This is a genomic window from Neisseria sicca VK64 (assembly GCF_000260655.1).
In the GTDB taxonomy this organism is placed as follows: Bacteria; Pseudomonadota; Gammaproteobacteria; order Burkholderiales; family Neisseriaceae; genus Neisseria; species Neisseria sicca_B.
Genome location: NZ_AJMT01000069.1, coordinates 1 through 23,579, shown reverse-complemented (window position 1 = coordinate 23,579; position 23,579 = coordinate 1). Strand labels below are relative to the sequence as shown.

The 23,579-nt window shown below is 51.8% G+C and carries 22 protein-coding genes and 3 tRNA genes; 15 read left to right on the top strand and 10 right to left on the bottom strand.

The window, feature by feature from the left end:
* Positions 1-158: 158 nt before the first annotated feature.
* The 3 genes from HMPREF1051_RS04295 to HMPREF1051_RS04285 all read right to left on the bottom strand — a co-directional run bounded on the left by HMPREF1051_RS04295 (position 159) and on the right by HMPREF1051_RS04285 (position 1,962).
* Positions 159-509: a helix-turn-helix domain-containing protein gene (locus HMPREF1051_RS04295; protein WP_003756443.1), complete on the bottom strand. Its 351-nt coding sequence runs from the start codon at positions 507-509 to the stop codon at positions 159-161.
* Between the two features lie 90 nt (positions 510-599).
* Positions 600-1,538: a hydroxymethylbilane synthase gene (gene hemC, locus HMPREF1051_RS04290; RefSeq protein WP_003764855.1), complete on the bottom strand. Its 939-nt coding sequence runs from the start codon at positions 1,536-1,538 to the stop codon at positions 600-602.
* Between the two features lie 46 nt (positions 1,539-1,584).
* The gene (locus HMPREF1051_RS04285; protein WP_003764847.1) at positions 1,585-1,962 is read right to left on the bottom strand and encodes a hypothetical protein; all 378 of its coding nucleotides are present in this window, start codon (positions 1,960-1,962) and stop codon (positions 1,585-1,587) included.
* A 227-nt stretch (positions 1,963-2,189) separates the two neighbouring features.
* On the opposite strand from HMPREF1051_RS04285, the gene ybeY reads away from it, so the two are divergent.
* Positions 2,190-2,705 carry an rRNA maturation RNase YbeY gene (gene ybeY, locus HMPREF1051_RS04280; RefSeq protein WP_003764859.1) on the top strand — a complete coding sequence of 172 codons (516 nt, stop codon included), beginning with the start codon at positions 2,190-2,192 and terminating at the stop codon, positions 2,703-2,705.
* A gap of 1 nt (position 2,706) precedes the next feature.
* Positions 2,707-3,531 carry an HlyC/CorC family transporter gene (locus HMPREF1051_RS04275; protein WP_003757575.1) on the top strand — a complete coding sequence of 275 codons (825 nt, stop codon included), beginning with the start codon at positions 2,707-2,709 and terminating at the stop codon, positions 3,529-3,531.
* Positions 3,532-3,719: 188 nt separating this feature from the next.
* Here the strand turns inward: HMPREF1051_RS04275 and rnr are convergent, their stop codons facing one another.
* Positions 3,720-6,209, bottom strand: a complete 2,490-nt coding sequence (gene rnr / locus HMPREF1051_RS04270) for a ribonuclease R (RefSeq protein ID WP_155815285.1) — start codon at positions 6,207-6,209, stop codon at positions 3,720-3,722.
* Positions 6,210-6,302: 93 nt separating this feature from the next.
* Here rnr and HMPREF1051_RS04265 point away from each other — a divergent pair.
* The 4 genes from HMPREF1051_RS04265 to dnrN all read left to right on the top strand — a co-directional run bounded on the left by HMPREF1051_RS04265 (position 6,303) and on the right by dnrN (position 7,419).
* Positions 6,303-6,389, top strand: a tRNA-Leu gene (locus HMPREF1051_RS04265).
* Between the two features lie 37 nt (positions 6,390-6,426).
* Positions 6,427-6,513: transfer RNA gene (locus tag HMPREF1051_RS04260), tRNA-Leu, on the top strand.
* 94 nt (positions 6,514-6,607) lie between these two features.
* Positions 6,608-6,698 (top strand) — tRNA-Ser (locus HMPREF1051_RS04255).
* A 247-nt stretch (positions 6,699-6,945) separates the two neighbouring features.
* The gene (gene dnrN, locus HMPREF1051_RS04250; RefSeq protein ID WP_003757595.1) at positions 6,946-7,419 is read left to right on the top strand and encodes an iron-sulfur cluster repair protein DnrN; all 474 of its coding nucleotides are present in this window, start codon (positions 6,946-6,948) and stop codon (positions 7,417-7,419) included.
* 95 nt (positions 7,420-7,514) lie between these two features.
* Here dnrN and HMPREF1051_RS04245 read toward each other — a convergent pair whose 3' ends face one another.
* The 3 genes from HMPREF1051_RS04245 to HMPREF1051_RS04235 form a co-directional block, all read right to left on the bottom strand.
* Complete coding sequence (locus HMPREF1051_RS04245; RefSeq protein WP_003764839.1) at positions 7,515-10,916, bottom strand: TonB-dependent receptor domain-containing protein; 3,402 nt, start codon at positions 10,914-10,916, stop codon at positions 7,515-7,517.
* A gap of 538 nt (positions 10,917-11,454) precedes the next feature.
* A complete protein-coding gene (locus HMPREF1051_RS04240) occupies positions 11,455-12,216 on the bottom strand; it encodes an endonuclease/exonuclease/phosphatase family protein (protein ID WP_003764812.1) in 762 nt (253 codons plus the stop codon).
* Between the two features lie 164 nt (positions 12,217-12,380).
* Positions 12,381-13,934 carry a glycosyltransferase family 2 protein gene (locus tag HMPREF1051_RS04235; protein ID WP_003764829.1) on the bottom strand — a complete coding sequence of 518 codons (1,554 nt, stop codon included), beginning with the start codon at positions 13,932-13,934 and terminating at the stop codon, positions 12,381-12,383.
* Between the two features lie 156 nt (positions 13,935-14,090).
* On the opposite strand from HMPREF1051_RS04235, the gene HMPREF1051_RS04230 reads away from it, so the two are divergent.
* Complete coding sequence (locus HMPREF1051_RS04230) at positions 14,091-15,056, top strand: tRNA dihydrouridine synthase (RefSeq protein WP_036491781.1); 966 nt, start codon at positions 14,091-14,093, stop codon at positions 15,054-15,056.
* 105 nt (positions 15,057-15,161) lie between these two features.
* On the opposite strand, the gene HMPREF1051_RS04225 is transcribed toward HMPREF1051_RS04230, so the two are convergent.
* Positions 15,162-16,334, bottom strand: a complete 1,173-nt coding sequence (locus HMPREF1051_RS04225) for an alpha-hydroxy acid oxidase (RefSeq protein ID WP_003764853.1) — start codon at positions 16,332-16,334, stop codon at positions 15,162-15,164.
* Positions 16,335-16,686: 352 nt separating this feature from the next.
* Here HMPREF1051_RS04225 and iscR point away from each other — a divergent pair, with 352 nt between their 5' ends.
* The 7 genes from iscR to iscA all read left to right on the top strand — a co-directional run bounded on the left by iscR (position 16,687) and on the right by iscA (position 21,232).
* Complete coding sequence (gene iscR / locus HMPREF1051_RS04220) at positions 16,687-17,133, top strand: Fe-S cluster assembly transcriptional regulator IscR (RefSeq protein WP_003764827.1); 447 nt, start codon at positions 16,687-16,689, stop codon at positions 17,131-17,133.
* Between the two features lie 29 nt (positions 17,134-17,162).
* Entirely contained in the window at positions 17,163-18,377 is a 1,215-nt protein-coding gene (locus tag HMPREF1051_RS04215) for an IscS subfamily cysteine desulfurase (RefSeq protein WP_003764834.1), read from the top strand.
* Between the two features lie 108 nt (positions 18,378-18,485).
* Positions 18,486-18,785 carry a hypothetical protein gene (locus tag HMPREF1051_RS14210; RefSeq protein ID WP_003764851.1) on the top strand — a complete coding sequence of 100 codons (300 nt, stop codon included), beginning with the start codon at positions 18,486-18,488 and terminating at the stop codon, positions 18,783-18,785.
* A 183-nt stretch (positions 18,786-18,968) separates the two neighbouring features.
* Entirely contained in the window at positions 18,969-19,097 is a 129-nt protein-coding gene (locus HMPREF1051_RS15445) for a hypothetical protein (RefSeq protein ID WP_002234986.1), read from the top strand.
* A gap of 67 nt (positions 19,098-19,164) precedes the next feature.
* On the top strand, positions 19,165-19,551 hold the full coding sequence (gene iscU / locus HMPREF1051_RS04210; protein WP_003674559.1) for a Fe-S cluster assembly scaffold IscU: 387 nt from the start codon (positions 19,165-19,167) through the stop codon (positions 19,549-19,551).
* Positions 19,552-19,990: 439 nt separating this feature from the next.
* On the top strand, positions 19,991-20,239 hold the full coding sequence (locus HMPREF1051_RS04205; protein ID WP_003764856.1) for a hypothetical protein: 249 nt from the start codon (positions 19,991-19,993) through the stop codon (positions 20,237-20,239).
* Positions 20,240-20,911: 672 nt separating this feature from the next.
* Complete coding sequence (gene iscA, locus HMPREF1051_RS04200) at positions 20,912-21,232, top strand: iron-sulfur cluster assembly protein IscA (RefSeq protein WP_003764837.1); 321 nt, start codon at positions 20,912-20,914, stop codon at positions 21,230-21,232.
* Here the strand turns inward: iscA and HMPREF1051_RS13070 are convergent.
* Complete coding sequence (locus tag HMPREF1051_RS13070; RefSeq protein WP_003764848.1) at positions 21,192-21,413, bottom strand: alternative ribosome-rescue factor A; 222 nt, start codon at positions 21,411-21,413, stop codon at positions 21,192-21,194. The two genes, iscA and HMPREF1051_RS13070, sit on opposite strands and share 41 nt — an antisense overlap.
* An 82-nt stretch (positions 21,414-21,495) precedes the next feature.
* On the opposite strand from HMPREF1051_RS13070, the gene hscB reads away from it, so the two are divergent.
* Positions 21,496-22,002: a Fe-S protein assembly co-chaperone HscB gene (gene hscB, locus HMPREF1051_RS04195; RefSeq protein WP_003764819.1), complete on the top strand. Its 507-nt coding sequence runs from the start codon at positions 21,496-21,498 to the stop codon at positions 22,000-22,002.
* Positions 22,003-22,216: 214 nt separating this feature from the next.
* On the opposite strand, the gene waaF is transcribed toward hscB, so the two are convergent.
* Positions 22,217-23,242: a lipopolysaccharide heptosyltransferase II gene (gene waaF, locus HMPREF1051_RS04190; RefSeq protein WP_003764821.1), complete on the bottom strand. Its 1,026-nt coding sequence runs from the start codon at positions 23,240-23,242 to the stop codon at positions 22,217-22,219.
* Between the last annotated feature and the right edge of the window lie 337 nt (positions 23,243-23,579).

Here is a 23,579-nt window from a genome sequence, read left to right as displayed (position 1 = left end):
GCGCCTTTGTCCGTAGCGTCCTTTATGCCGCCGGTAGGTTTCGACGAGGAGGGCTTTGTCGGCTGCGTCGGGGTCGGGTCGGTCTTGGTGGTGGTAGTAAAAGCTGCTTTTGGGCAGGTTTGCGATGTGCAGCAGGTATTTGAGCGGGTGTTGCGCCCTCAGTGTTTGGACGGTTTGGCTTTGTCCTTTTCGGTCTGTTTTTGGCTGAGGGCTTTTAACTCCTTTAGGTAGGCGACCTCTGCGCGCATATAGCACAGTTCTTCAATAAGCTCTGCCTGTGTTTTTTCTTGGTCGGGTTTATCTGCGATGAAGGGGTTTTTTCGATGTTGGGGCATGGTTTTGGATTGGGGATGTTCGAGTGCGCCGATACCGCCTTCTTGATAGGCGCGTATCCATCGTCTCAGGTGGGTTCGGGAAATGCCGTAGTGGTCTGCGGTACGCTGTTGGCTGCGTATATGCAGGTAGTGGAGTACGGCTTGGTATTTGAAGTGTAATGTATATTTGCTCATAAAAAAACTGCACCTTGTGAGTTGGAGGGGATGTGTCCAACTTTTGGGGTGCAGTTCAGTTTTCAGACGACCTTTTTTTTGCGAACCGATTTATTCGGCTTGTTCTTTCAATACGGCTTCAATCAATTCTTGCGCGCCGTCATCCGCCAGCTTTTTGGCGACCGCGCGTCCGAGCGCATCGGCGTAGGCGGAGGGGGCTTGCGCGTCTGCCTGCAAGATTACCGAGCCGTCGGGGTGTCCGACCAGTCCGCGCAGGGTGAGCAGGCCGTCTTCTTCGGTGCAATACGCGGCAAGCGGTACTTGGCAGCTTCCGCCCAAAGCGCGGGCGAGGGCGCGTTCGGCGGTCACGCAGGCGTGTGTGACATCGTGGTTTAAGGGTTTTAATACGTCAAGAAGGTCAGTGCGGTGTGCGGCGATTTCGATGCCCAACGCGCCTTGTCCGGCAGCGGGCAGGCTGTCGGCTTCGGAGAGAATCAGGCGGATGCGTTCGTCCAGTTCCAAACGCTGCAATCCGGCGGCGGCGAGGATGATGGCATCGTATTCACCGTTGTCGAGTTTGGACAGGCGGGTTTGCACGTTGCCGCGCAGGGGTTTAATCACTAAGTGCGGGTAGCGGGCGCGCAACTGGGCTTCGCGTCGCAGGCTGGATGTGCCGACGACGGCGCCTTTGGACATTTCTTCCAAACGCGCGTATTGGTTGGATACGAACGCATCAAACGGATTGGCGCGCTCGCCGATGGCGGCAAGGGCGAAGCCTTCGGGCAAATCCATCGGCACGTCTTTAATCGAATGCACCGCCAAATCGGCGCGTCCGTCTTGCAAGGCTTGTTCCAACTCTTTGATAAACAGGCCTTTGCCGCCGATTTTCGACAGGGTTTTGTCCAAAATCTGGTCGCCGCGTGTGGTCATGCCCAAGATTTCGACTTCGCAGTCGGGATACAGGGTTTTCAGACGACCTTGGATATGTTTTGCCTGCCACATGGCAAGCAGGCTTTCGCGGCTGGCGATAACGAGTTTTTTCGGGTTCATTTGCAGTTTCTGATTTTCTAATTCATGAAGCGGGAAGTTCGACAGTCTAACACAAACTTTCTACGCTAACCGCCTGACTGTACTTGCCCAAGGGGCCGAATCCGTTGCCTTGGTTTTGTTCTTTGGTCAGCACTTTTCCCTGAATGCAGACATTGTTCAGGGTAACGTTATATGAGCCGGAACTCAGGCGGTTTTTTTCTACTTGGTCCATCAGGCTGTCGCCGCCGTTGATGAAATAGGTTTTCCCGTCGGCGGTAAATTCCGCCTGTTCGAGCGAATAATGGACTGTTCCTGTCATTTTGACCGTATCGCCGCTGTTTTTTTCGACCTGAGTTTCCGTCGGTTTGGCAGCCGACGTTTCGATTTTGTTTTGCGGGGAGCAGGCTGTCAGGGCAATCAGTAGGGGGAAAAGAAATTTGTTCATTTGCAATTACCGTGGTTGATAAAGGTATTCCGCTGCGAAGCTGTCGGAGAAGCCGTTGCACTATATCTGTTGCAACGAAATAAACTATAATGTGTACCGGCATTGAAATGCCGATTTCGACAGACCGCAAGAAACGGATACAAGATCTGTCAGCATGATGTTAGTTCATACTGCCGTAAAATAAAACTTATTCTCTAAAAACATTTTAACCCCAACAGCCTTACAGCATGAAACGCGCCAAAAAATATCCCTTCTTATCGTTGCAGCGGCAACGTTTCTGCCTGAATTTTGAAAACGCCTCAACCGCTGCCAATCTTCCGAGCGAACGCGATTTCTACCGCTGGGCATGGGCGGCGTTGAAAAACGAATACCGCCGCGCCGACATCAGCCTGATTCTTCTGGACGAAGAAGAAGCCCGCGCCTACAACCGCAATTACCGCGGCAAAGACTACGCCACCAATGTGTTGAGTTTTGCCTTGAACGAAGGCGAAATCCTGCCCGATCAGTTTTCAGACGAGCTTTGCGGCGATTTGATCATCTGCCCGCAAGTCGTATTGAAAGAAGCCGTCGAGCAGGGCAAAACCGCCGAGCAGCACTTTGCCCACCTGACCATGCACGGGACGCTGCACCTGATGGGCTACGACCACATCGAAGAGGCAGATGCCGAAGAAATGGAGGCGCTCGAAATCCGCCTGATGCAGGCGGCAGGTTATCCCAACCCCTACCAAGAGGATGAATACTGAAATGGACGATACCCGGTCGAAACCGACATTTTTCGAACGTTTGATTTCCCGACTTGCCGGCGAACCCGATTCCGCCGAAGACGTACTCAGCCTGCTGCGGCAGGCGCACGAGCAGGAAGTGTTTGACGCGGATACACTTTTGCGGCTGGAAAAAGTCCTCGACTTTGCCGATTTGGAAGTGCGCGATGCCATGATTACCCGCAGCCACATGAACGTTTTGAAAGAAAACGACAGCATCGAGCGCATCACCGCCTACGTCATCGAAACCGCCCATTCCCGTTTCCCCGTCATCGGCGAAGACAAAGACGAAGTCCTCGGCATCCTGCATGCCAAAGACCTGCTCAAATACATGTTCAATCCCGAGCAGTTCAACCTCAAATCCATCCTTCGTCCCGCCGTCTTTGTACCCGAAGGCAAATCACTGAACGCGCTTTTGAAAGAATTCCGCGAGCAGCGCAACCACATGGCAATCGTCATCGACGAATACGGCGGCACATCGGGTTTGGTAACTTTTGAAGACATTATCGAACAAATCGTCGGCGACATCGAAGACGAGTTTGACGAAGACGAAAGCGCGGACAATATCCACGCCGTTTCCACCGAACGCTGGCGTATCAATGCCGTAACCGAAATCGAAGACATCAACGCCTTTTTCGGTACGGATTACAGCAGCGAAGAAGCCGACAGCATCGGCGGGCTGGTCATTCAGGAATTGGGACACCTGCCCGTGCGTGGCGAAAAAGTCGTGATCGGCGGTTTGCAGTTCACTGTCGCCCGCGCCGACAACCGCCGGTTGCATACGTTGATGGCGACTAAGGTGAAATAACAATTTACCTGATGAACAAATGAAGCAAGGTCGTCTGAAAACTTGGAAACAGGTTTTCAGACGACCTTTTTAGTCTCGGATTAAGGCGGAATGGAACGGTGGTTATGTAGAAATGTAGATGATGAACAACCGCCGTTTTTTATCGCACCTGTCCGTTAAACAGCTTTTGAAGTTGGCCAAAAGACAGACTATTTAGCCTTGCTTCTGCCTTTGCGCTTGGTTGGCGCGGTATCCGAGGTTTTCACCTTGATTTTCACGCTTTTGCTTGGCTTCTTGTCTTTGCGTTTGGCTTTTTCCGTTGCTGTTTTGGCTTTGGCGGTTTTCTTTTTGCCGTTTTCAGACGACGTTGCTGCGCTGGCCGGTTGGGCTTTGCTGCGGCGTTTGGCGGCGGGTTTTTCCTGTTTTACAGGCGTTTTCATTGCGTCGTCGATTTCTTTCGCCGTCAGTTTGCGCTTGGTTTTCGAGCCGGTTTGGGCGGTGGTTTTGGTGCGGCGTTTTTTGTCGCTGCTTCCGCCGCTGATCAAGGTCAGGTCGATTTTGCTGGTGTCCAAATCGGCGCGCGCCACTCGGACGCTGACTTTGTCGCCCATGTTGAAACGGATGCCGCTGCGTTCGCCTTCTATCGCCATGATTTCGGGACGGAAGTTGAAATAGTCTTCGCCCAAATCGCTGATGTGTACCAAGCCGTCGATGTGGATGCCGTCCAGCGTAACGAAGAGGCCGAAGTTGGTCATGCCGGAGATTTTGCCTTCGAATATTTCGCCGACTTTATCGCGCATGTAATAGGTTTTCAGCCAGTTTTCCACGTCGCGGCTGGCATCGTCGGCGCGGCGTTCGCAGAATGAGGTGTGTACGCCCAAAGCCTGCCAGCTTTTGCTTGGCGTGTAGGTTTGCTGGTTCAACACGGCTTTGATGGCGCGGTGTACGGTCAGGTCGGGATAGCGGCGGATGGGGGAGGTGAAGTGGGCGTATGCTTCGTAGGCAAGGCCGAAGTGTCCGTCGCAATGCGGTTCGTAAACTGCCTGCTGCATGGAGCGCAACATCATGACTTGCAGCAATTCGGCATCGGGTCTGCCTTTGAATTGTTCGGCAAGCGCGGCATAGTCTTTCGGCGTCGGATTGTCGCCGCCGTCCAGTTGCAAACCTAATAAGCCGAGCTGCTCGCGCAGAGTGGCGAGTTTTTCGGGTGTCGGGCCTAAGTGGTTGCGGAAGAGGGCGGTGTGCTTGTTTTTTATCAGGAACTCTGCCGCGCAGACGTTCGCCGCCAACATACACTCTTCAATCAGTTTGTGGGCGTCATTGCGGACAACGGGCACGATTTTTTCGATTTTGCCGTTGTCGTCGAAAAGCATTTGGGTTTCGACGCTTTCAAACTCCACCGCGCCGCGTTCGAAGCGTTTTTTCTGAAGGATTTTGAAGAGTTTGTAGAGAGTGTCGATTTGGGCTTTGTGCGGGTGGTCTAGGTCGTCTGAAATCCAATCCCAGACTTGGTTGTAAGTCAGGCGGGCATGGGAACGCATAACCGCAGGGTAGAAGCGATATTCTTTAATATTGCCCGCGTAAGTGATGACCATGTCGCACACCATGCACAAACGCTCGACATCGGGATTGAGCGAGCAGATGCCGTTGGACAGGTTTTCCGGCAGCATGGGAATCACGCGGCGCGGGAAGTAAACGCTGGTGCTGCGTTCCTGCGCGTCCGTGTCGATAGCGTCATCGGGGCGGACATAATGGCTGACATCGGCAATCGCCACGACCAAACGGTAATTGCGTCCGATTTTTTCGGCAAACACGGCATCGTCGAAATCGCGCGCCGTTTCACCGTCTATGGTTACCAAAGGCAAATCGCGCAAATCGACGCGGCCTTTCAAATCACTTTTGCGAACATGGTCGGGGATTTTTTTCGCGGCTTTGGTACACGCTTCGCTGAATTGGTGCGGCAAATGGTGTTTGCGCACGGCGATTTCGATTTCCATGCCGCTGTCGGCATAATCGCCCAATACTTCGATGATTTTCGCCACGGCAGGGCGGTTTTGCTCAGGATAAGTCTCGATTTCGCCGACGATGACCTGACCGGATTCGGGTTTGAAATGTGCGACGCTGTCAGGTTCCAAAACAATGCTTTGGTTCAGGCGTTTGTCTTCTGCTTCCAAAATCGCCACGCCGCGATCCATATAGAAACGACCGACCACTTTGCTTTGCGCGCGTTCGACAATATCTAAAACCGTTCCTTCTCGGCGGCCTTTGCGGTCGATGCCGGCAGGGCGGACGGTCACGATGTCGCCGTGCATGATGCCGCGCATTTGGCGTTCATATAAGACAAAATCACCGTCTTTGGTGGGCGTGAGCGGTACGGCGAAGCCGAAGCCGTCTTTGTGCGCCTCGACACGGCATTTGACCAAATCCAATTTGTCCGCCGCGCAAACCGCACCGCGGCGGTTGATTAAAACCTGACCGTCCCGCGCCATCGCTTTCAGACGACGTTCGAAAAATTCGTACTCTTCTTCCGTAATCGACAACTCGCGTGCCAAGACTTCGATTTTCGACGGCACGCCTTTTTGCTCCAATAATTCAATGATCCACTCCCTGCTTGGCAGCGGATGTTCGTAACGTTGTTTCTCCCGTTTCAAAAACGGGTCTTTTTCTCGTAAATTTAAAGATTTAATATTTTTGTTCATTTTATTGGTTGACATTCTTTTTCTAAAATATATAATGACCGCTTCTTTGCGAAATAGTCAATCACTGTAACGCAAAACAGGAAATAAAGCAAAGCCCAGGTGGCGGAATTGGTAGACGCGCTAGCTTCAGGTGCTAGTGTCCTCACGGGCGTGGAAGTTCGAGTCTTCTCCTGGGCACCAAACCTTTTGGTCGCCGCTTTGCTTATCCATCCTAATTGCCCAGGTGGCGGAATTGGTAGACGCGCTAGCTTCAGGTGCTAGTATCCTCACGGGTGTGGAAGTTCGAGTCTTCTCCTGGGCACCAAATCAATTATCCGGCTTATCCGGATTTTTTATTGAATAGATTTATTTGTCTGATTAAGCTACAATATCAGACGACAAAATATGTTTGATTCCACAGAGAGGTGGATGAGTGGTTTAAGTCGCACGCCTGGAAAGCGTGTATACGTGAATAGCGTATCGAGGGTTCGAATCCCTTCCTCTCTGCCAGATTCCAAATAGCCCGTCTTGACCAAGACGGGCTTTTTTCTTGCCTTCAATTCAGGCAGCAAGCTGCTTCAGTCTCTCTTTGAAAAAGAAATTACTTTTATTCTCAATTTGTTATACGTTTTGTTTCCATCTATACAAATCAGTTTTGCAGGTGTATCCTTCACTCCGTTATATACATTCATAAAAAATCCATCTTTAAAAAGGTCGTCTGAATACGCCGGCCTGACACAAATCCAAGGATACTGCCATGACTGATTTTACCGTATGGGAAACCGCACCGTTTGGTGCAACCATCGATCATATCCTGCAACGCTACCACGATGTACACCGCGGGCAATTTGAAGAGCTGGTTCCGTTGGCTCAAAAAGTTGCGGAAGTTCATGCCGACAGTTTTCCGGCTGAAGTGCCGGAGTTGCTTGCCTATATGCAAAACGAACTGCTGATGCACATGATGAAGGAAGAGCGCATGCTGTTTCCGATGATCAAACAAGGCGTCGGCCGCGGAGCGGCAATGCCGATTAATGTGATGATGCACGAGCATGAGGAACACGACCAAGCCGTAGCCAAGCTGCTTGAATTGACCAATAACCTGACCGTTCCCGAAAACGCCTGCGGAAGCTGGACGCGCCTGTATACATTGGCACGCGAAATGGTGGACGATTTGACCAACCATATCCATTTGGAAAATGAAATCCTGTTCCCGCGCGTATTGGCTTCTTAAAAATAAAGCTTGTCCAAAGGTCGTCTGAAAATTGTTTTTCAGACGACCTTAATGTTTTGCCAGTACGCAAAGAGGCTGTTTTCTGTTGGATGAAATCACCATTTCCCTGTCAAACCGATGCGCAGGGTGCGGCCCGGGGCGGGCATATAGGAGCGGCTCATGGGGTCGAGGTAATAGCGGTCGGTCAGGTTGCTGCCCGTTAGCTCTGCGCTGAAATGTTTGTTGAATTTGTAACGCACATAGGCATCCACGACAGTAACGGGCTGCCAGTTGGCGTTGCCGTTGTCGCTGTTGAAAGCTTTGCTGTTTGCGCCGTCACGTTGCAGGTAGTATTCGCGCCAGCGGGCGGAGGGCTGTTGTTTGTCTTCAACGCGGCTGTGGAAGGTCAGGCGCGAACCGATTTCGAGTTTTTCGTTTAGGAACCTGCCGCCGAGGTTGGCAACGACCGACCAGCGCGGCTGGATGCGGTTGATCAGCCAACCGCTGGCGAAACCGCCGTTTTGACAGTAAGGTACGGGGAAGGTGCGGCCGTGCGAGACGTATTGGTCTACATCATATTGCTGCTCAATGGCGCGGCGGTCGCAGACTTCGTTTTTCATGTTGCGCACCACGCCCAAGTCGCCGAAAACACGGCCGTTGTCGAAGCGGGTTTGCAGCTCTAAGCCGCTGATGACTTGTTTGTCGTAATTGCTGATTTGCCAGGTGGCATAGTTGCGGTCGATGACGTTGTGGGTTTTGTTGTGGAAGTAGGTCAGCCGCACGTCCGCGTAACGCATTTTGGGCAGCAGGCGGGTGAAGTCGTGGCTGAGGGAGATTTCCCAGTTTTTGGCGTGTTCGGGTTTGAGCGGGTAGCGGGTGCGGTCGAAGGGGATGCTGAACAGCTTGGCGATGCTGTGGTTGCCGAAACCGAATGTGCCTTCATACATGCTGGGGAAGCGTTTGAATTCGGTGTAACGGGCAAACAGGCGGGTGTGGTCGCCGAGTTTGACGGTGGCGGAGAACATGGGGGCGAAGGCGTGGCCGCTTTTTTTCCATGAGTTGCGCAGTTCTTCTTCGGTCAGGTGCCGGTATTCGGCAACGGGGCTTTTTGCACCAATTAGTGTGCCGCCTTGGTATTTGTTTTCGACTTCTCCGGTGGCTTGATTGATGCCTTTTTCGGCAAATTGTTTCAGACGGCCGTCTGAAACGGGGTTTTCGCCGTTTTTCCAATAAATGCAGTTTCCTGCCGCAGGGTCTGTCGTGCAGTCGGTAAGTGGCATATAGCCCTGTTCTATATTGGCGGGCAGTGTGGTTGAATTGTTGTATTCTTCGCTTAAATCGGTCAGCTCTTGCGGCCACGGGATGAAATCAGGGTAGCCGCTTTTCCGCCTTTCCGTTTCTTCGGGCATATTTTCCAGCGCCCAGGCGTAATCGGGTACGGGCAGGGTTTTTATCCATGCCCAAAATTTTTGGTCGTATGCATCCCATGCCGCTTGCGTACGCACCACTTCGGGGCTTTCTTCATAGGCTTTCAATGCGGCTTCATATCTGGCTTTCAAATCCATGCGGGCACGGTATTCTTCCGGAGTGGCCAGTCTGCTGCCGATGGCGGCGACATTGCGGCTGTTTTCAGACAATACGTTAAATTCGCCTTCTGCTTCCAAGCGGTCGCGGTGTTTGGACAGATAATCGCGGACGAAGGTATCGGTCATGCGGTAGTCGGTATAGCGGCCGCCGGCGTTCAGTGTCAGCCACGGCGTCGGTTCGTATTTGAAGTTGAAGCCGACATTCCATTCATTGCGTTTTCCTTGGCGCGGCATGGTCATGGCGAAGTTGGAGTTTAAAGTGGTTTCGGGGTCGTCCCACACCAGTTTGCGGTATTCGTCGTGCGGCAGGGCGAGTATCCAACTGGTGTCGCTGCTGCCTTTGAGTTTTTCGCGTTGGTAATCACCCGTCAGGGTCAGTTCGAGTGTATCGGCCAGCTTCATGCGGTTGGACAAATTGATGCCCAAGCGGTTGTTTTTGGCGCGGTAGGCGGCAGCGTTGAAAACGGTAAAACGGTTGTTGGTGTTGGGCGGCAGTTTGTCCCATTCCGGCTCTTTGCCTTTGTAATACCAGTCTTCGGCGTATTTGTCGTTGAATGCTTTGTCGAGGAATAGGGTCGATGCAGGATAGCCGCCCGTGGAGTTGGTTTGCGAATTGTTAAACGCCCCCCAAATCCCCGCCTTCAAATCTACCCAGCGGCTGTTCTCGGGGTTCCAAGAATAATCCAGATTGACGGCGGTCTGTTTTACCCATGCCTGCGGCCATTCCGCCATCAGCGTGCCTTTTGTGAGCCTACTCATATCGGTTTGGGCGGAGCCGTCGGATTTGAGTTTGCTGCCGCCGATATTGCCGAACAGGATGCTGTACGGCATGATTTCGCCGAAACGGGTGTTGGTATGGCGTATGCCGAGCTGTATTTTTTGGTTGTCGGGCAGTTTGAACGTGCCTTTGCCCAGCCACGAACGCATATTCAGGGAGGTGTTGGCCACTTCGCCGGACGGATGGTAATACGTACCGACATTGGCGGTATATTCCTGAATATCCGTAACTTTTTTGGTAAATTCTTCCTCGGTCATGGAGCTGGCATTGGGGAGGTAGCCGTAGCGTTCCGCCCCCTTGCTGCCGGCAAAGTAATTGCCCTTGTCGCGCCATGCGTAGGCAATCAAGCCGTCAAACACTTCGCCGCGCATACCAGCTGAAATACGGAAGGCGTTGTCTTTAAATAATTTTCCTCGCCCGCCGAAGCGTTGTTTTTGACGGTCGCTATCATCCAGCATAATCGCCCATTCCATGCGGTCAAAAGAATAGGGTTTGGGATAACGGCGGTAGTCCGTACCCCAAGTTTCGGCGTGGGCGTATTCCCGCTGTTTGATGGTATTGTTGCCGGTTTCCATCTTGACTTCCATACCAAATTTTTGATCTTTTGGCACGATGTCGTCGATTTCCAGCGTTTTCATGCTGACCGAACCGCCTATGCCGGTGCGGATGTCGCGATTTGCCGATGCGCCTTTTTCCACATACACGCTGCTGATAAGGTTCGGGTCGATGTAGTTGCGGTTGGATATGCCTTCAAATCCTCGCCATACGCTGATTGCCTGTTCCGTGCCGTCTACCGTTACTGGAACTTTGCCTTCGCCCTGAATGCCGCGTATGTTGGGGTCGAGCGCGCCGCTGTTGCGCGCGTCGCCGCTGTAAACTCCCGCCATGCCGCCGATTAAATCGGCTACGCTGCTGCCGCGGTAGGTTTCGATTTCCTGTTTGCCTTTGTACATATTGCTGATATCACGGCTATAGACTTGGGTGTGGCCGCTTTTATCCCGGTTGCGATGGGCTTTGACGGTAATGGTATCCATCTGCACGCTTTGGGTGGGGGTAGTATTTTCCGCCCATAACGGCGTATGCCACAGCATACTCAAGAATAAAACCAATATTTTGGGCGTAGAGGGGAATTCGACGGATTTGACAGGTTTCATGATGGATTTTCCTTTGTTCGCAACAGCTTGAAAATAGGCGAAATCTGAAATGCTTCCAGATGGCATCGGAAAATAAAACGCGAACCGAATGTAATGGGGTTGCAGCCAATTGATTAAACGGTTTGTTCGGACCGTTGATATGGATGCGCTTGCTTCACGCAAGGGAAGGGCATTTTGACAAAACAAAAGGAAAATATCCGTAGGTTACCGATTGTGTGGAAAGGAACGGCGGAAAAAATGCTTTGTTTCTTTAGAGCTGCAAAATAACATAAATTGATTATGATTATTATTTATATAATAATTTTAACTAAAACCCGATAATGTGTAAACAGACGTCAAACAATACAACTTTGGCATTTGGGTACCTCGGAAAATCATATTTTTGAGTTTGGACGGGCCGGGGTTGTATTGGATTTCGTAAAAAGTTTGCTGAGTTTGAAGTTGATTGAATGATGGCTTGAAGTTGATTTGCCGACATAAAAAGGTCGTCTGAAAATCCCGATTTCAGGTTTTCAGACGACCTTTGGCATGGGGGCGGTCAAGGCAGTTTGGGTCTGACTTTGACGCTTAAGGGCAAGTGGTCGGAGAGGCGTTGCCAGTTTTTGCCATTGTGGATTTGGGAGTCTAGGACTTCCAAGTTGCGGGTATAGACGCGGTCGAGACTGAGGACGGGCAGGCGGGCGGGGAAGGTTTTGGGGCGTTTGCCGTTGCTGTCCACGAATACTTCTTTCAGGTTCAAGGCGTTGCCTAAGGATAGGGCGGATTTTTGCCGCCAGTCGTTGAAGTCGCCGGCGAGAATCAGCGGGCTTTGCGGGTCTATGTGATGCACGACGTATTCGAAGATGGCACGGTATTGTTTGGCGCGGTCGGGTTCGCGCAGGTTGAGGTGGGCGCAGAGGCAGACGAGCGGGGTTTCCCAGCCTTCGGGCAGGACTTCGCAATGGAGTACGCCGCGCTGTTCGAGTTTGTTGACGCTGATGTTGAGGTTGTGGCGGGTTTCCAGCGGCAGGCGGCTGAGGATGGCGTTGCCGTGGTGGCGCTGCGGGTAAACGGCGTTTTTGCCGTAGCTGCGGTTGTAGGAGAGGCGATCGCCGAGGATGTCATAATGCGGTTTTTCGGGAAAATCGGGCAGCCTGCTGCTGCGGGTCAGGTGTTGACCTTGCACTTCCTGTAAAAACAGGACATCCGAGCCTATGCCGCGAAGCTCTTCCGCCATGCTGTCCACTTGGACTTTGCGGTTGAGCGCGGACATGCCTTTGTGCATGTTGTATGAGGTGATGGTAATCGGGCGGGGGGACATGATGTGTAACCGTAGTGTGTGAGTAGTTTGTCGTTGTATTGATAGTATAACACTGCAAGTGTTTGGTTTCAGTAAAGATTTGATGGTTGAACGGCTGCTTGAAGGTAAAACGTCGTCTGAAAGGTTTCAGACGACGTTTGAGGGGGAAACACGCGCAAAACGGTTTATTTTATGAATTCGTCCATGCCGTCTTCGCAGCGGATTTTTTGTTCGGACAGCGTGGCTTTGAGCAGGGCGTCGTTTTGCGGCAGGGCGCCGCGTTCGGCTTCGTGGTGCCAGAGGTGGTAGGCGATGCCGGCGAATTTGAGGTTGTGGCGTTTCATGCCGTTATGGAAGAGGCGGGCGACGAACTCGCTGTCTTCGCGCCCCCAGCCGACAAAGCGGTTGTCGAAGCCGTTGACGGCCAGCGCATCGCTGCGGAAAAAGCCCATATTGCAGGTTTTGATGCCTTTGTGTTTGCGGCTGCTTTGTCTGCCAATCAGGAAGGACAGGCTGCGGCAGCGCAGGGCGGACAGGCGTTTTTCTATGCCTTGGCTGAACGCGCACAAATCGGGCAATTCGCCGGAATCTAAAATTTCCTGGGTGCGGCTTTGGGTCAGGATGACGCGCGAACCCTGTATCAGCCTGCCTTTGCGTGCGAGCTTGAGATGGTCGGCGATGAAGGACGGGTCGAGTATCATGTCGCCGTCGATAAGGATGACGTAGTCGCTTTTTGCCTGCGCCAGCGCGCGGTTGCGTGATTCGGCGGCACGGAAGCCGTCGTCCGGCCGCCAAGAATGTTTGACGGGGATGTCGGTATGGCTGCGGATGAACTCGACGACTTCGGCGGTGTCTTGGCGCGAACCGTCGTCCGCGACGATGATTTCGTCGGGCAGGCGGGTTTGCGCGAGTGCGGATTTCAAAACCAGCTCCAGCGCGTCGGGACGGTTGTAGGTGGTAATAATCAAGGCGACGCTGATATTGCGGTTGCGCTCGTAAAGTTTGACATATTTGTAGTACGAACCTTGCGCATTGGCGATGGAAATGGTCAAGCCGTCCGCGCCGTAGGCGAAACCGCGTTTGAGTAGGTAGTTTTTGACAAACGATACGCTGCCGTGCAACAGGGCTTTGAAGGGCGAGCTGTCTTTTTTGTAGCGGTTTTCTTCGGCGTAGAGCGAGCTGTATTGCTGCATTTTTTGAATCAACCCTTCGGCGTTTTCGAAGGAATAGTGTTTCAGACGACCTTCGAGCGGACGGACGTTTGCATCGGGCGGCAAAATCAGCGATTCATGCACCTGACGGTCGGAAAAGCGGGTAAACCGGCGGTGGTAAAGGCGCGGGATAATGTCGGGATACCAGCCGCAGGCTTTGATCAGGCGGCCGTTGTAGTGGTTCAGGCGCGAGAGCGAGAAGATGTTTTGTTCTTTGTTTTCCGCCACGGCTTTGCGGATGGCGGCAATCAGTTCTCCGTCTGCCACTTCGTCGCTGTCTATGCTGAAGATCCAATTGTTTTGCGCGAGGCGGGCGGCAAGATTTTTCATCGGGCCGAAGCCGATGAAGTCGTATTTGTAATAACTGACGTTGGTGAAGCGTTCGGCGATTTCGAAGGTACGGTCGGTCGAGCCGTTGTCGAGCAGCAATACTTCGTCGAAGTCTTGAAGTGCGGTCAAAACTTCGTGCAGATAGCGTTCCGAATTTTTGACCAACATGGCTGCTGTGGCGGGAATTTTCGGGTTCATGATGAGGTCGTCTGAAAAGGGGTCGTCTGAAAAATCAAAATCGGGAAATCAAGGCAGTTCGGCAATGGCGGCGGTCAGTTCTTCGTGGCAAGCGTGTATTTTAACCGATATACCGCTACAATACGCATTTCCTTTTTTCAGACGACCTCCTCCGATATGCAGCTTATCCTTGCTCCTATGCAGGGGCTGGTGGACGATGTGATGCGCGATTTGCTGACCCGTATCGGCGGCTACGACGAATGCGTCAGCGAGTTCGTCCGCATTACCCACACCGTCCATTCCCGTTCCACCTGGCTCAAATACGCCCCCGAAATCGCCAACGGTAACAAGACCCCCACCGGCACGCCCTGTACCGTCCAGCTTTTGGGCAGTGATGCCGAAAATATGGCGGTCAACGCCTTGGAAGCCGTCCGCTTCGGTGCGGACAAAATCGACCTCAATTTCGGCTGTCCCGCCCCCACAGTCAACAAACACAAAGGCGGCGCCGTCCTGCTCAAAGAGCCTGACCTCATCCACCATATCGTCAAAACCCTGCGCCAACGCCTGCCCGAACATATCCCGCTCACCGGCAAAATGCGGCTCGGTTACGAAGACAAAAGCCTTGCGCTCGAATGCGCCGCCGCCATTGCCGAAGGCGGAGCTTGCGCCCTGATCGTACACGCCCGCACCAAAGTCGAAGGCTACGAACCGCCCGCGCATTGGGAATGGATACGCAAAATCCGCGAACACGTCGCTATTCCCGTAACCGCCAACGGCGACGTGTTCAGCCTCAAAGACTATATCGGCATTAAAGAAATGACGGGCTGCAACAGCGTCATGCTCGGCCGCGGCGCCGTCATCCGTCCCGATTTGGCGCGCCAAATCAAACAATACGAAAACGGCGAAACCGTCCGCGATACCGATTTCGCCGAAGTTTCAGTGTGGATAAACCAATTTTTCCATTTGTGTCTCGCCAAAGAAGCGAACAACAAATACCCCGTCGCCCGCCTGAAACAATGGCTGGGCATGATGAAGAAAGAATTTGGAGAAGCGCAGGAATTGTTTGACGCGGTAAGGGCGGTCAAAGACGCGGAGGAAGTCGCGCGGATTTTGGCTGCGTTTGAAGACAAGATGAATGCCTGATAATGATGAGGTCGTCTGAAAACATATTTTCAGACGACCTTTGTATATGAAACACCAAACCGGCGGTTAATCTGTTTAACCGCCGGTTTGGTGTTTTCAAAGCAATCAGAATTTGTCATTCGGCCAGCGCGTGCTTTGTAGGATGCTGGCGTCAACGTCCTGAATATTGCGATGACCGGTAAACGCCATGGATATGTCCATTTCCTTATACAGGATTTCCAGCGCGCGGGTAACGCCTTCTTCGCCGTATGCGCCCAAGCCGTAGAGGAACGCGCGGCCTATCATCGTGCCTTTCGCGCCCAAAGCCCATGCTTTGAGGATGTCTTGACCGCTGCGGATGCCGCTGTCCATCCACACTTCGATGTCGCTGCCGACTGCGCTGACGATGTCGGGCAAGGCTTTGATGGAGGATATGGTGTCGTCGAGCTGGCGGCCGCCGTGGTTGGAAACGACCAATGCGTCCGCGCCGCTTTTTGCTGCTTTTTCCGCATCTTCGGGTTCCATAATACCTTTGATAATCAGCTTGCCGCCCCACAAATCTTTAATTCGGGCAACGTCGTCCCAGCTCAGGCGCGGGTCGAATTGTTCGGAAGTCCACGAAGACAGCGAAGACAAATCGCCGACGTTTTTGGCGTGTCCGACGATATTGCGGAACGTGCGGCGTTCCGTGTTCAGCATTTTCATGCACCATTCGGGCTTGGTTGCCAGATTGATTAAATTGGCGATGGTCGGTTTCGGCGGTGCGGACAGGCCGTTTTTGATGTCTTTGTGGCGTTGGCCCAAAACCTGCAAATCGGCGGTCAATACCAATGCCGAACATTTGGCGTCCTTCGCACGCTTAATCAGGTTTTCCATAAACTCGCGGTCGCGCATCACATAAAGCTGAAACCAAAACGGCGCGCTGGTGTTTTCGGCAACGTCTTCAATCGAGCAGATGGACATGGTGGACAGCGTAAAAGGAATGCCGAACTTCTCCGCCGCCCGTGCCGCCAAGATTTCGCCGTCGGCGTGCGCCATGCCGGTAAAGCCCGTCGGTGCAATCGCCACCGGCATTTTCACGTCCTGACCGATCATTTTGGTTTCCAAGCTTCTGCCTTCCATATTGACCAATACCTTTTGGCGGAAGCGGATGTCTTTGAAATCCGAAGTGTTTTCGCGGTAGGTGGTTTCCGTCCAAGAACCTGAATCGATGTAATCGTAAAACATGCGCGGCATCTTGCGCTTGGCGACAAGGCGCAGGTCTTCGATACAGGTCATTTTGCTCAAATCGCGTTTCATTGTTGATTACCTCTGTTAAGGGGTTGCTTATGGCTTGGGTCGTCTGAAACGGGTAGGGCGTTTTCAAACGACCTTTTACAATACCATAATGATTTAGTATGAATTAGATAATCTATATCAATCGCAATTATAAAGCAAATGGTTTTAACCCCGCCAAAAGCAGGGTAATAGCACTTTTCAGACGACCTCGGATTCAAGCTTCAGATAAAAAAAGAGAAATCTTCAGGCAGATAAAAATCCATTCGCCCAGCCATTTAAACAAACAATCGGAAGACGCCCGAATATACTTGACTGAATCACTCAGATATTAGACAATCGCACCACTATAAAAAAGCCGACACAGGCACCTACCATGAGACTGACCACAAAAGGGCGTTTTGCCGTTACCGCCATGATCGATTTGGCGATGAACGCGCAAACCGGCGCTGTCAAACTCAGCGCCATCAGCGAACGCCAAAGTATTTCGCTTTCCTATCTCGAACAACTATTCAGCAAACTGCGGCGCGCCGGGCTGGTCGAAAGCCTGCGCGGCCCCGGCGGCGGCTACATCCTCGCCGCCCCTCCCGCACAAATCAATATCGCCCAAATCATTTCCGCCGCCGAAGACAAGCTGGACGCCACCCAATGCAGCAGCAAAGCCAACTGCCACCACGGTGCGCCTTGCCTGACGCACGACCTTTGGGAAAACCTGAACAAAACCATCAACGATTACCTCAGCAGCGTTACCCTGCAAAGCATCATCGAACAGAAAAACAGCGATGACGGCAGCCACGTCATCCAATTTACACATATCCATTAAGTACATTACAGAAAAAGAAAGAGCAAACCATGACCGTCAAAACCCCCGTTTATCTCGACTACGCCGCCACCACTCCTGTTGACAAACGCGTTGCCGAAAAAATGATTCCCTATCTGACCGAAACCTTCGGCAACCCCGCCTCCAACAGCCACGCATTCGGCTGGGAAGCAGAAGAAGCCGTCGAAAAAGCCCGCGCCGACATCGCCGCCCTGATTAACGCCGACCCCAAAGAAATCATCTTCACCAGCGGCGCGACCGAGTCCGACAACCTTGCCATCAAAGGCGCGGCAAACTTCTACAAAACCAAAGGCAAACACCTCATCACCGTCAAAACCGAACACAAAGCCGTGCTCGACACCATGCGCGAACTCGAACGCCAAGGTTTTGAAGTCACCTACCTCGGCGTACAAGAAAACGGCTTAATCGATTTGGAAGAACTCAAAGCCGCCATCCGCGACGACACCATCCTGATTTCCGTAATGTGGGTGAACAACGAAATCGGCGTAGTGCAAGACATTCCCGCCATCGGCGAAATCTGCCGCGAACGCAAAATCATCTTCCACGTCGATGCCGCCCAAGCCTGCGGCAAAGTGCCTGTGGACGTTGAAGCCGCCAAAATCGACCTGCTGTCCATGTCCGGCCACAAAGTGTACGGACCCAAAGGCATCGGCGCACTGTACGTCCGCCGCAAACCCCGCGTCCGCCTCGAAGCCCAAATGCACGGCGGCGGCCACGAACGCGGCTTCCGCAGCGGTACCCTGCCGACCCACCAAATCGTCGGCATGGGCGAAGCCTTCCGCATCGCCAAAGAAGAACTCGAGCAAGACATGGCGCACTACCGCAAACTGCGCGACATCTTCCTCAAAGGCATCGAAGGCATCGAAGAAGTCTATATCAACGGCGACCTCGAACACCGCGCCCCGAACAACCTGAACGTCAGCTTCAACTTCGTCGAAGGCGAAAGCCTGATTATGGCGGTGAAAGAACTTGCCGTATCCAGCGGCTCCGCCTGCACCTCCGCCTCGCTCGAACCCAGCTACGTCCTGCGCGCGCTCGGCCGCAACGACGAACTGGCGCACTCATCCCTGCGCATCACCTTTGGCCGCATGACCACCGAAGAAGAAGTGCAATTCGCCGCCGAACTGATCAAATCCAAAATCGGCAAACTGCGCGAACTGTCGCCGCTGTGGGAAATGTTCAAAGACGGGATTGATTTGAACTCGATTGAATGGGCGGCGCATTAATTATTTGAAAGCTGATTACTTGCCAAGATATCTGGATAATTGCATTTATTTTCGTATAAATATACTGAGAATATTGGCAGAATTGGACTATTCTATGGTGTTTAAATTATGGCAAAACATAAAATATTAGATTATTCAATTAAACTAGTTTCTAGACATGAAAACTCTAACATCAAAGATATAGATTTATCTATTAGGACGGAAATTAGTAAGAAAATTGATTATTACATCCATCAGGATGATCGGTATCCGGATTTAGATAATTTAATAAATAAATTAAATTACCATTTAAATGAATCTAAAACTCAGCAAAGTAATGTTGAAATTTCATATGATAAAGAAAGATGGTATTTACGTTTGATTTTTAGTAGAGATTGTTGTTTTCAATTAGGAGCGCATGAAAAATAGTAAACATAGGAAATTTAGATTGTGGTGAAGCTCCAACAAATCTATAAACTCATCTAAATGTTTGATTTAATAAATCAATTTAACCCATCCCCTGTCAAAAAATAAAAAAAGGTCGTCTGAAACCTCAAAAAGACCTTTTCAGACGACCTAAAGCCACCACATTAAAATCAAGGATACAAAACCATGAACGAACAAGATTTAGATTTGGATAATCTCGACAACCTGCTTGAAGATTTTGACGGCGTTACCGTGGAAGGCGGCGTCGATTCGGAAAACGACGACGGCTGCGAAGGCGGTGCGTGCAAAATCTAACTCAGGTCGTCTGAAAACCGGCAAACAAACCACTGAAACCATCAAAAAACATTAAGGAAACCACATCATGGCATACAGCGATAAAGTAATCGATCACTATGAAAACCCCCGCAATGTCGGTACTTTCGATAAAAATGACGAGTCTGTCGGCACCGGCATGGTCGGCGCGCCGGCCTGCGGCGACGTGATGCGCCTGCAAATCAAAGTAAACGACGAAGGCATCATCGAAGACGCCAAATTCAAAACCTACGGCTGCGGTTCAGCCATCGCTTCATCCAGCTTGATTACCGAGTGGGTCAAAGGCAAAAGCCTAGATGACGCGCTGGCAATCAAAAACAGCGAAATCGCCGAAGAACTGGAATTGCCGCCGGTGAAAATCCACTGCTCCATCTTGGCTGAAGATGCGGTAAAAGCGGCTGTTGCCGACTATCGCAAACGTCAGGAAAACAAATAACCCGATTAGTGGGTGCTTTGTCGGCAGACATTCATAGGACTCCTGAAAGTCTTAGGGTTTCCGGAAAAAGCAAACCTGATGATTTATTCCCATCTCCCTCGGAGGTGGGAAGTCAAGGACACAGAAACCTAATCCTTTTGAAGTTGCCGTCAAATTTGGGACTGCCTGCCAATCTATCCCCTCTCCCCGCGGGAGAGGGTTAGGGAGAGGGCGATAAGCCAAGGCTTATATTTAGTCGATACCTGCAAAATCAAAAGAGACGGCATGCCTTTCTGTAAGAAGAGGGTAAGGACACAGAAACTTAATCCTTTTGAAGTTGCCGCCAAATTTGGGACTGCCTGCCAATCTATCCCTCTCCCCGCGGGAGAGGGTTAGGGAGAGGGCGATAAGCCATAGGCTTATATTTAGTCGATACGTTTGCAAAATCAAAGGAGACGACATGCCTTTTACCGATGAAGAAGCCCAATCCCTGCTTGCCGTCAAAGGCATAGGCAAAACCGTATTGCAGCGTTTGCAGCAAATGGGTTTGGATGATGTTGCCACGCTGGCTGCTGCGGACTTGGAAGACATTTTGGAACAAGGCGCAAAATTGACCGGCTCGACCTGTTGGAAAAACAGTCCGCAGGCGCGTGCAGCCATGCAGGCTGCCGTTGTTTGGGCGCAGCAGCGACAGACAACAGAAAATTGAACAAGGTTAGATAAATGGGTAAATGCGGTATCGCGAAAATACTGTTTTACGCATATAGTTTGATACTGCTGGTCGGATATGTTTTATTTGCGGTGGTGAATTGCTATCCTCCTGCACAAAGCATTGTTTTAAAAGAAGGTGCACGGGTAAAATTATCCTATGTTGCGCTCCAAAACAGTCAACCGCCCCTTATCACGATATGAGCGTGAATCCGGGCAGGCGAAACTGCATGCGGCAAGTGTGGAACCCTCGCCTGACGACATTACTTATCAAGTCTATACGCCACAAAGCACAAGCAAAAGCGCAGCACATGCGCGGCGGCGGATAGATATCCGCTGTTTGGACTGCGCGGATACGCCGATTGGGTTAAACCATATCGAAGTGGAAATCTTGTCTTTGCGTCCTGAGATACGGGGCGAAACTGCACGGGTATATTTAGCCTCTCGGACCTGGTTGGATTCTGCATTCCGTACGCCGCTTAACTGTGATTGGACAGGCAGTATTTATGGCTGGCTCAGTTTGTTAGCACTCTTCCCCGTTTGGCTGGGCATTTGGCTGATTTGGGCTGTGTTGCTGTATCGTCAGCGGCGCCGCAGGTTGCCAAAAAGTTAACTCAAGTTTCAGACGACCTGAAAACAAGTATTTTCAATCTATATAAAAAGGACAAATATTTTGATTACCATCACAGAAAATGCAGCCAAATACATCAACAACTACCTGACCAAGCGCGGCAAAGGCTTGGGTGTGCGCTTGGGTGTGAAAACCAGCGGCTGTTCGGGCATGGCCTACAACCTCGAATTTGTCGATGAGGCCAGCGCCGAAGATTTGGTATTCGAAGAACACGGCGCCCGCATCTATATCGACCCGAAAAGTCTGGTTTATCTGGACGGCACGCAAGTCGATTACACCAAAGAAGGCTTGCAGGAAGGTTTCAAATTTGAAAACCCGAATGTCAAAGACTCTTGCGGCTGCGGCGAGAGCTTCCACGTTTAAGACATAAAAATGGCGGGACAGTATCAAAACCGTCCCACCATTTTTTTGCTTCCTGCCTGTTGTAGCTGCCTTTGCCTTTTCTTTTCCGTTCCACCTTGTGTCGGAACAAATCGGATTTCACTAAGGCTTTTAAAGCATTGTCGCGTATTTTGCCTTTATTGTGTTGCACTTTACTGCTCATATTCAGTCCTTTTGGTTAAGAATCAGCGGATTATAAGGCAAAATCAGGTTTCTGCCGAAAATTTCACATTAATTATCCCGCTATGTCTCAATATTTCACACTCTTCCAGCTTGAACCCGATTTCGATATCGACACCGAAAGCTTGGAGCAAACCTACCGCGCCTTGGCTGCCCGTTTCCATCCTGACAAATTCGCTTCAGCCTCCGCCTTCGAGCAAAAGCAGGCAGTGATGATGTCTTCCACCATCAACGATGCCTACCGCACCTTGAAAAATCCCATCGACCGCGCGGCGTATCTGTTGAAGACATTGGGCATCGACGCCGACGCGCCGGAGCATACCTCTTTCGCTCCTGAATTTCTCATGCAGCAAATGGAATGGCGCGAAGCGCTGATGGATGCGCAAATGGCGCAAAACAACGAAGCTCTGCGCGCGTTGGACCAAGAAATCAGCCGTGAACAAGACAAGCTGTATCAAGATTTGCGGACGGCCTTTGCCGGGAAAGACCACGAAACCGCCGCCCAATGGGTGCGCCATGGCAGGTTTTTAAACAAACTGCGCAACGAAATCGCCGCCGCATTGCAAGATTAAATACCCAGATTTTGAGCATCTTAAAGGTCGTCTGAAAACCGGAATAAGGTTTCAGACGACCTTTTGTCGTATGGTTTTGCTGCTGATTTATAGTGGATTAAATTTAAATCAGGACAAGGCGACGAAGCCGCAGACAGTACAGATAGTACGGCAAGGCGAGGCAACGCCGTACTGGTTTAAAGTTAATCCACTATAGAATTTGTCGGTTGATGGCTTATTCAGATTCCGTTTGCGCCAATTCCTCCGCCGCTTTTTGAACCATGTCCGGCGTGAGTTTGTTCAGACAGTCGGTATGACCGAGCGGGCATTCGCGTTTGAAGCAGGGCGAGCATTCGAGGTGCAGGCTGACGATTTTGGCTTTTTGGCTCAAGGGCGGGGTGTGGTCGGGGCTGGAGGAGCCGTAGGCGGCGACGAGTTTGCGGTCGAGAGCGGCGGCGAGGTGCATCAGGCCGCTGTCGTTGCAGACGACGGTGTCGGCGCAGGAGAGCAGGTCAATCGCTTCGGAAAGGTTGGTTTTGCCGCAGAGGTTGGTGCAGAGGTCGTCTGAAAGTCGGTTGATTTCTTCGGCGATGTCGAAATCCTTTTGCGAGCCGAACAGCCAAATCTGCCAACCTTCCGCCAGATAGCGGCGGCCGAGTTCAGCGAAATGGCGCGCGGGCCAGCGTTTGGCGGGGCCGTATTCCGCGCCCGGACAGAAGGCGAGAACGGGTTTGTCGGTGTTTAATCCGTATTTGGCAAGCGCGGCGGCGCGGCTTTCGGGGGAAATGGTGAAACGCGGGTTATCGGAATGTCCGTTGAAGTCTGCCTGCGTCGGGTGGGCGAGGGCGGTGTAGCGGTCGACCATCAGGGGCAGGGCGGTTTTGTCGAGTTTGCGGATGTCGTTGAGCAGCAGATAGCGCGATTCGCCGACATAGCCGGTGCGCTGCTTGATGCCGGTGGCGAAGGCGATGAGGGCGGATTTGAGCGAACCGGGCAGGACGATGACTTGGTCGTAACCCTGTTTGCCCAGTTCGCGCCCGATGCGCCAGCGTTTTTTCAGTTCCAACGCGCCGTGTCCGAACGGGTTTTCGATGACGCGGCTGATTTCGGGCATACGCTCGAACACCGCCATCGACCATTTGGGCGCGAATGCGTCTATGGTGCAGCCGGGATGGAGTTCGTGCAGGCGGCGGTAAAGCGGCTGGGTCATGACGCAGTCGCCGATCCAGCTCGGGGTGATGATGAGGATTTTTTTGGACATGGTGGTAGGGTAGGTTTGTATTGCGCGATATTGTATAGGAAACCAAGGCGCATGGGGTTGGCGAGTGCGGTTTGATGGTGTTGTTATGCAAAAGACCGAGGGGTCGTCTGAAAAGGCGGGTTGAAATCAGTGGCGTCATGTTGACTGAATAAGGGTTTTGAATAAAAATCGAACCCTTATAGTGGATTAACTTTAAACTGGTACGGCGTTGCCTCGCCTTAGCTCAAAGAGAACGATTCTCTAAGGTGCTGAAGCACCAAGTGAATCGGTTCCGTACTATCTGTACTGTCTGCGGCTTCGTCCGCCTTGTCCTGATTTAAATTTAATCCACTATAAG

Excerpts from the sequence above, each read along its gene's own strand:
- HMPREF1051_RS04230 (WP_036491781.1), top strand. The coding sequence starts at position 14,091 with ATGCAGCTTATCCTTGCTCCTATGCAGGGGCTGGTGGACGATGTGATG.
- iscU (WP_003674559.1), top strand. The coding sequence starts at position 19,165 with ATGGCATACAGCGATAAAGTAATCGATCACTATGAAAACCCCCGCAAT.
- HMPREF1051_RS04240 (WP_003764812.1), bottom strand. The coding sequence starts at position 12,216 with ATGTCCCCCCGCCCGATTACCATCACCTCATACAACATGCACAAAGGC.
- HMPREF1051_RS13070 (WP_003764848.1), bottom strand. The coding sequence starts at position 21,413 with ATGAGCAGTAAAGTGCAACACAATAAAGGCAAAATACGCGACAATGCT.
- rnr (WP_155815285.1), bottom strand. The coding sequence starts at position 6,209 with ATGAACAAAAATATTAAATCTTTAAATTTACGAGAAAAAGACCCGTTT.
- HMPREF1051_RS04295 (WP_003756443.1), bottom strand. The coding sequence starts at position 509 with ATGAGCAAATATACATTACACTTCAAATACCAAGCCGTACTCCACTAC.
- HMPREF1051_RS15445 (WP_002234986.1), top strand. The coding sequence starts at position 18,969 with ATGAACGAACAAGATTTAGATTTGGATAATCTCGACAACCTGCTTGAA.
- hscB (WP_003764819.1), top strand. The coding sequence starts at position 21,496 with ATGTCTCAATATTTCACACTCTTCCAGCTTGAACCCGATTTCGATATC.
- ybeY (WP_003764859.1), top strand. The coding sequence starts at position 2,190 with ATGAAACGCGCCAAAAAATATCCCTTCTTATCGTTGCAGCGGCAACGT.
- HMPREF1051_RS04285 (WP_003764847.1), bottom strand. The coding sequence starts at position 1,962 with ATGAACAAATTTCTTTTCCCCCTACTGATTGCCCTGACAGCCTGCTCC.
- waaF (WP_003764821.1), bottom strand. The coding sequence starts at position 23,242 with ATGTCCAAAAAAATCCTCATCATCACCCCGAGCTGGATCGGCGACTGC.
- HMPREF1051_RS04205 (WP_003764856.1), top strand. The coding sequence starts at position 19,991 with ATGCCTTTTACCGATGAAGAAGCCCAATCCCTGCTTGCCGTCAAAGGC.
- hemC (WP_003764855.1), bottom strand. The coding sequence starts at position 1,538 with ATGAACCCGAAAAAACTCGTTATCGCCAGCCGCGAAAGCCTGCTTGCC.
- dnrN (WP_003757595.1), top strand. The coding sequence starts at position 6,946 with ATGACTGATTTTACCGTATGGGAAACCGCACCGTTTGGTGCAACCATC.
- HMPREF1051_RS04245 (WP_003764839.1), bottom strand. The coding sequence starts at position 10,916 with ATGAAACCTGTCAAATCCGTCGAATTCCCCTCTACGCCCAAAATATTG.
- HMPREF1051_RS14210 (WP_003764851.1), top strand. The coding sequence starts at position 18,486 with ATGGCAAAACATAAAATATTAGATTATTCAATTAAACTAGTTTCTAGA.
- HMPREF1051_RS04235 (WP_003764829.1), bottom strand. The coding sequence starts at position 13,934 with ATGAACCCGAAAATTCCCGCCACAGCAGCCATGTTGGTCAAAAATTCG.
- iscR (WP_003764827.1), top strand. The coding sequence starts at position 16,687 with ATGAGACTGACCACAAAAGGGCGTTTTGCCGTTACCGCCATGATCGAT.
- HMPREF1051_RS04275 (WP_003757575.1), top strand. The coding sequence starts at position 2,707 with ATGGACGATACCCGGTCGAAACCGACATTTTTCGAACGTTTGATTTCC.
- HMPREF1051_RS04215 (WP_003764834.1), top strand. The coding sequence starts at position 17,163 with ATGACCGTCAAAACCCCCGTTTATCTCGACTACGCCGCCACCACTCCT.
- HMPREF1051_RS04225 (WP_003764853.1), bottom strand. The coding sequence starts at position 16,334 with ATGAAACGCGATTTGAGCAAAATGACCTGTATCGAAGACCTGCGCCTT.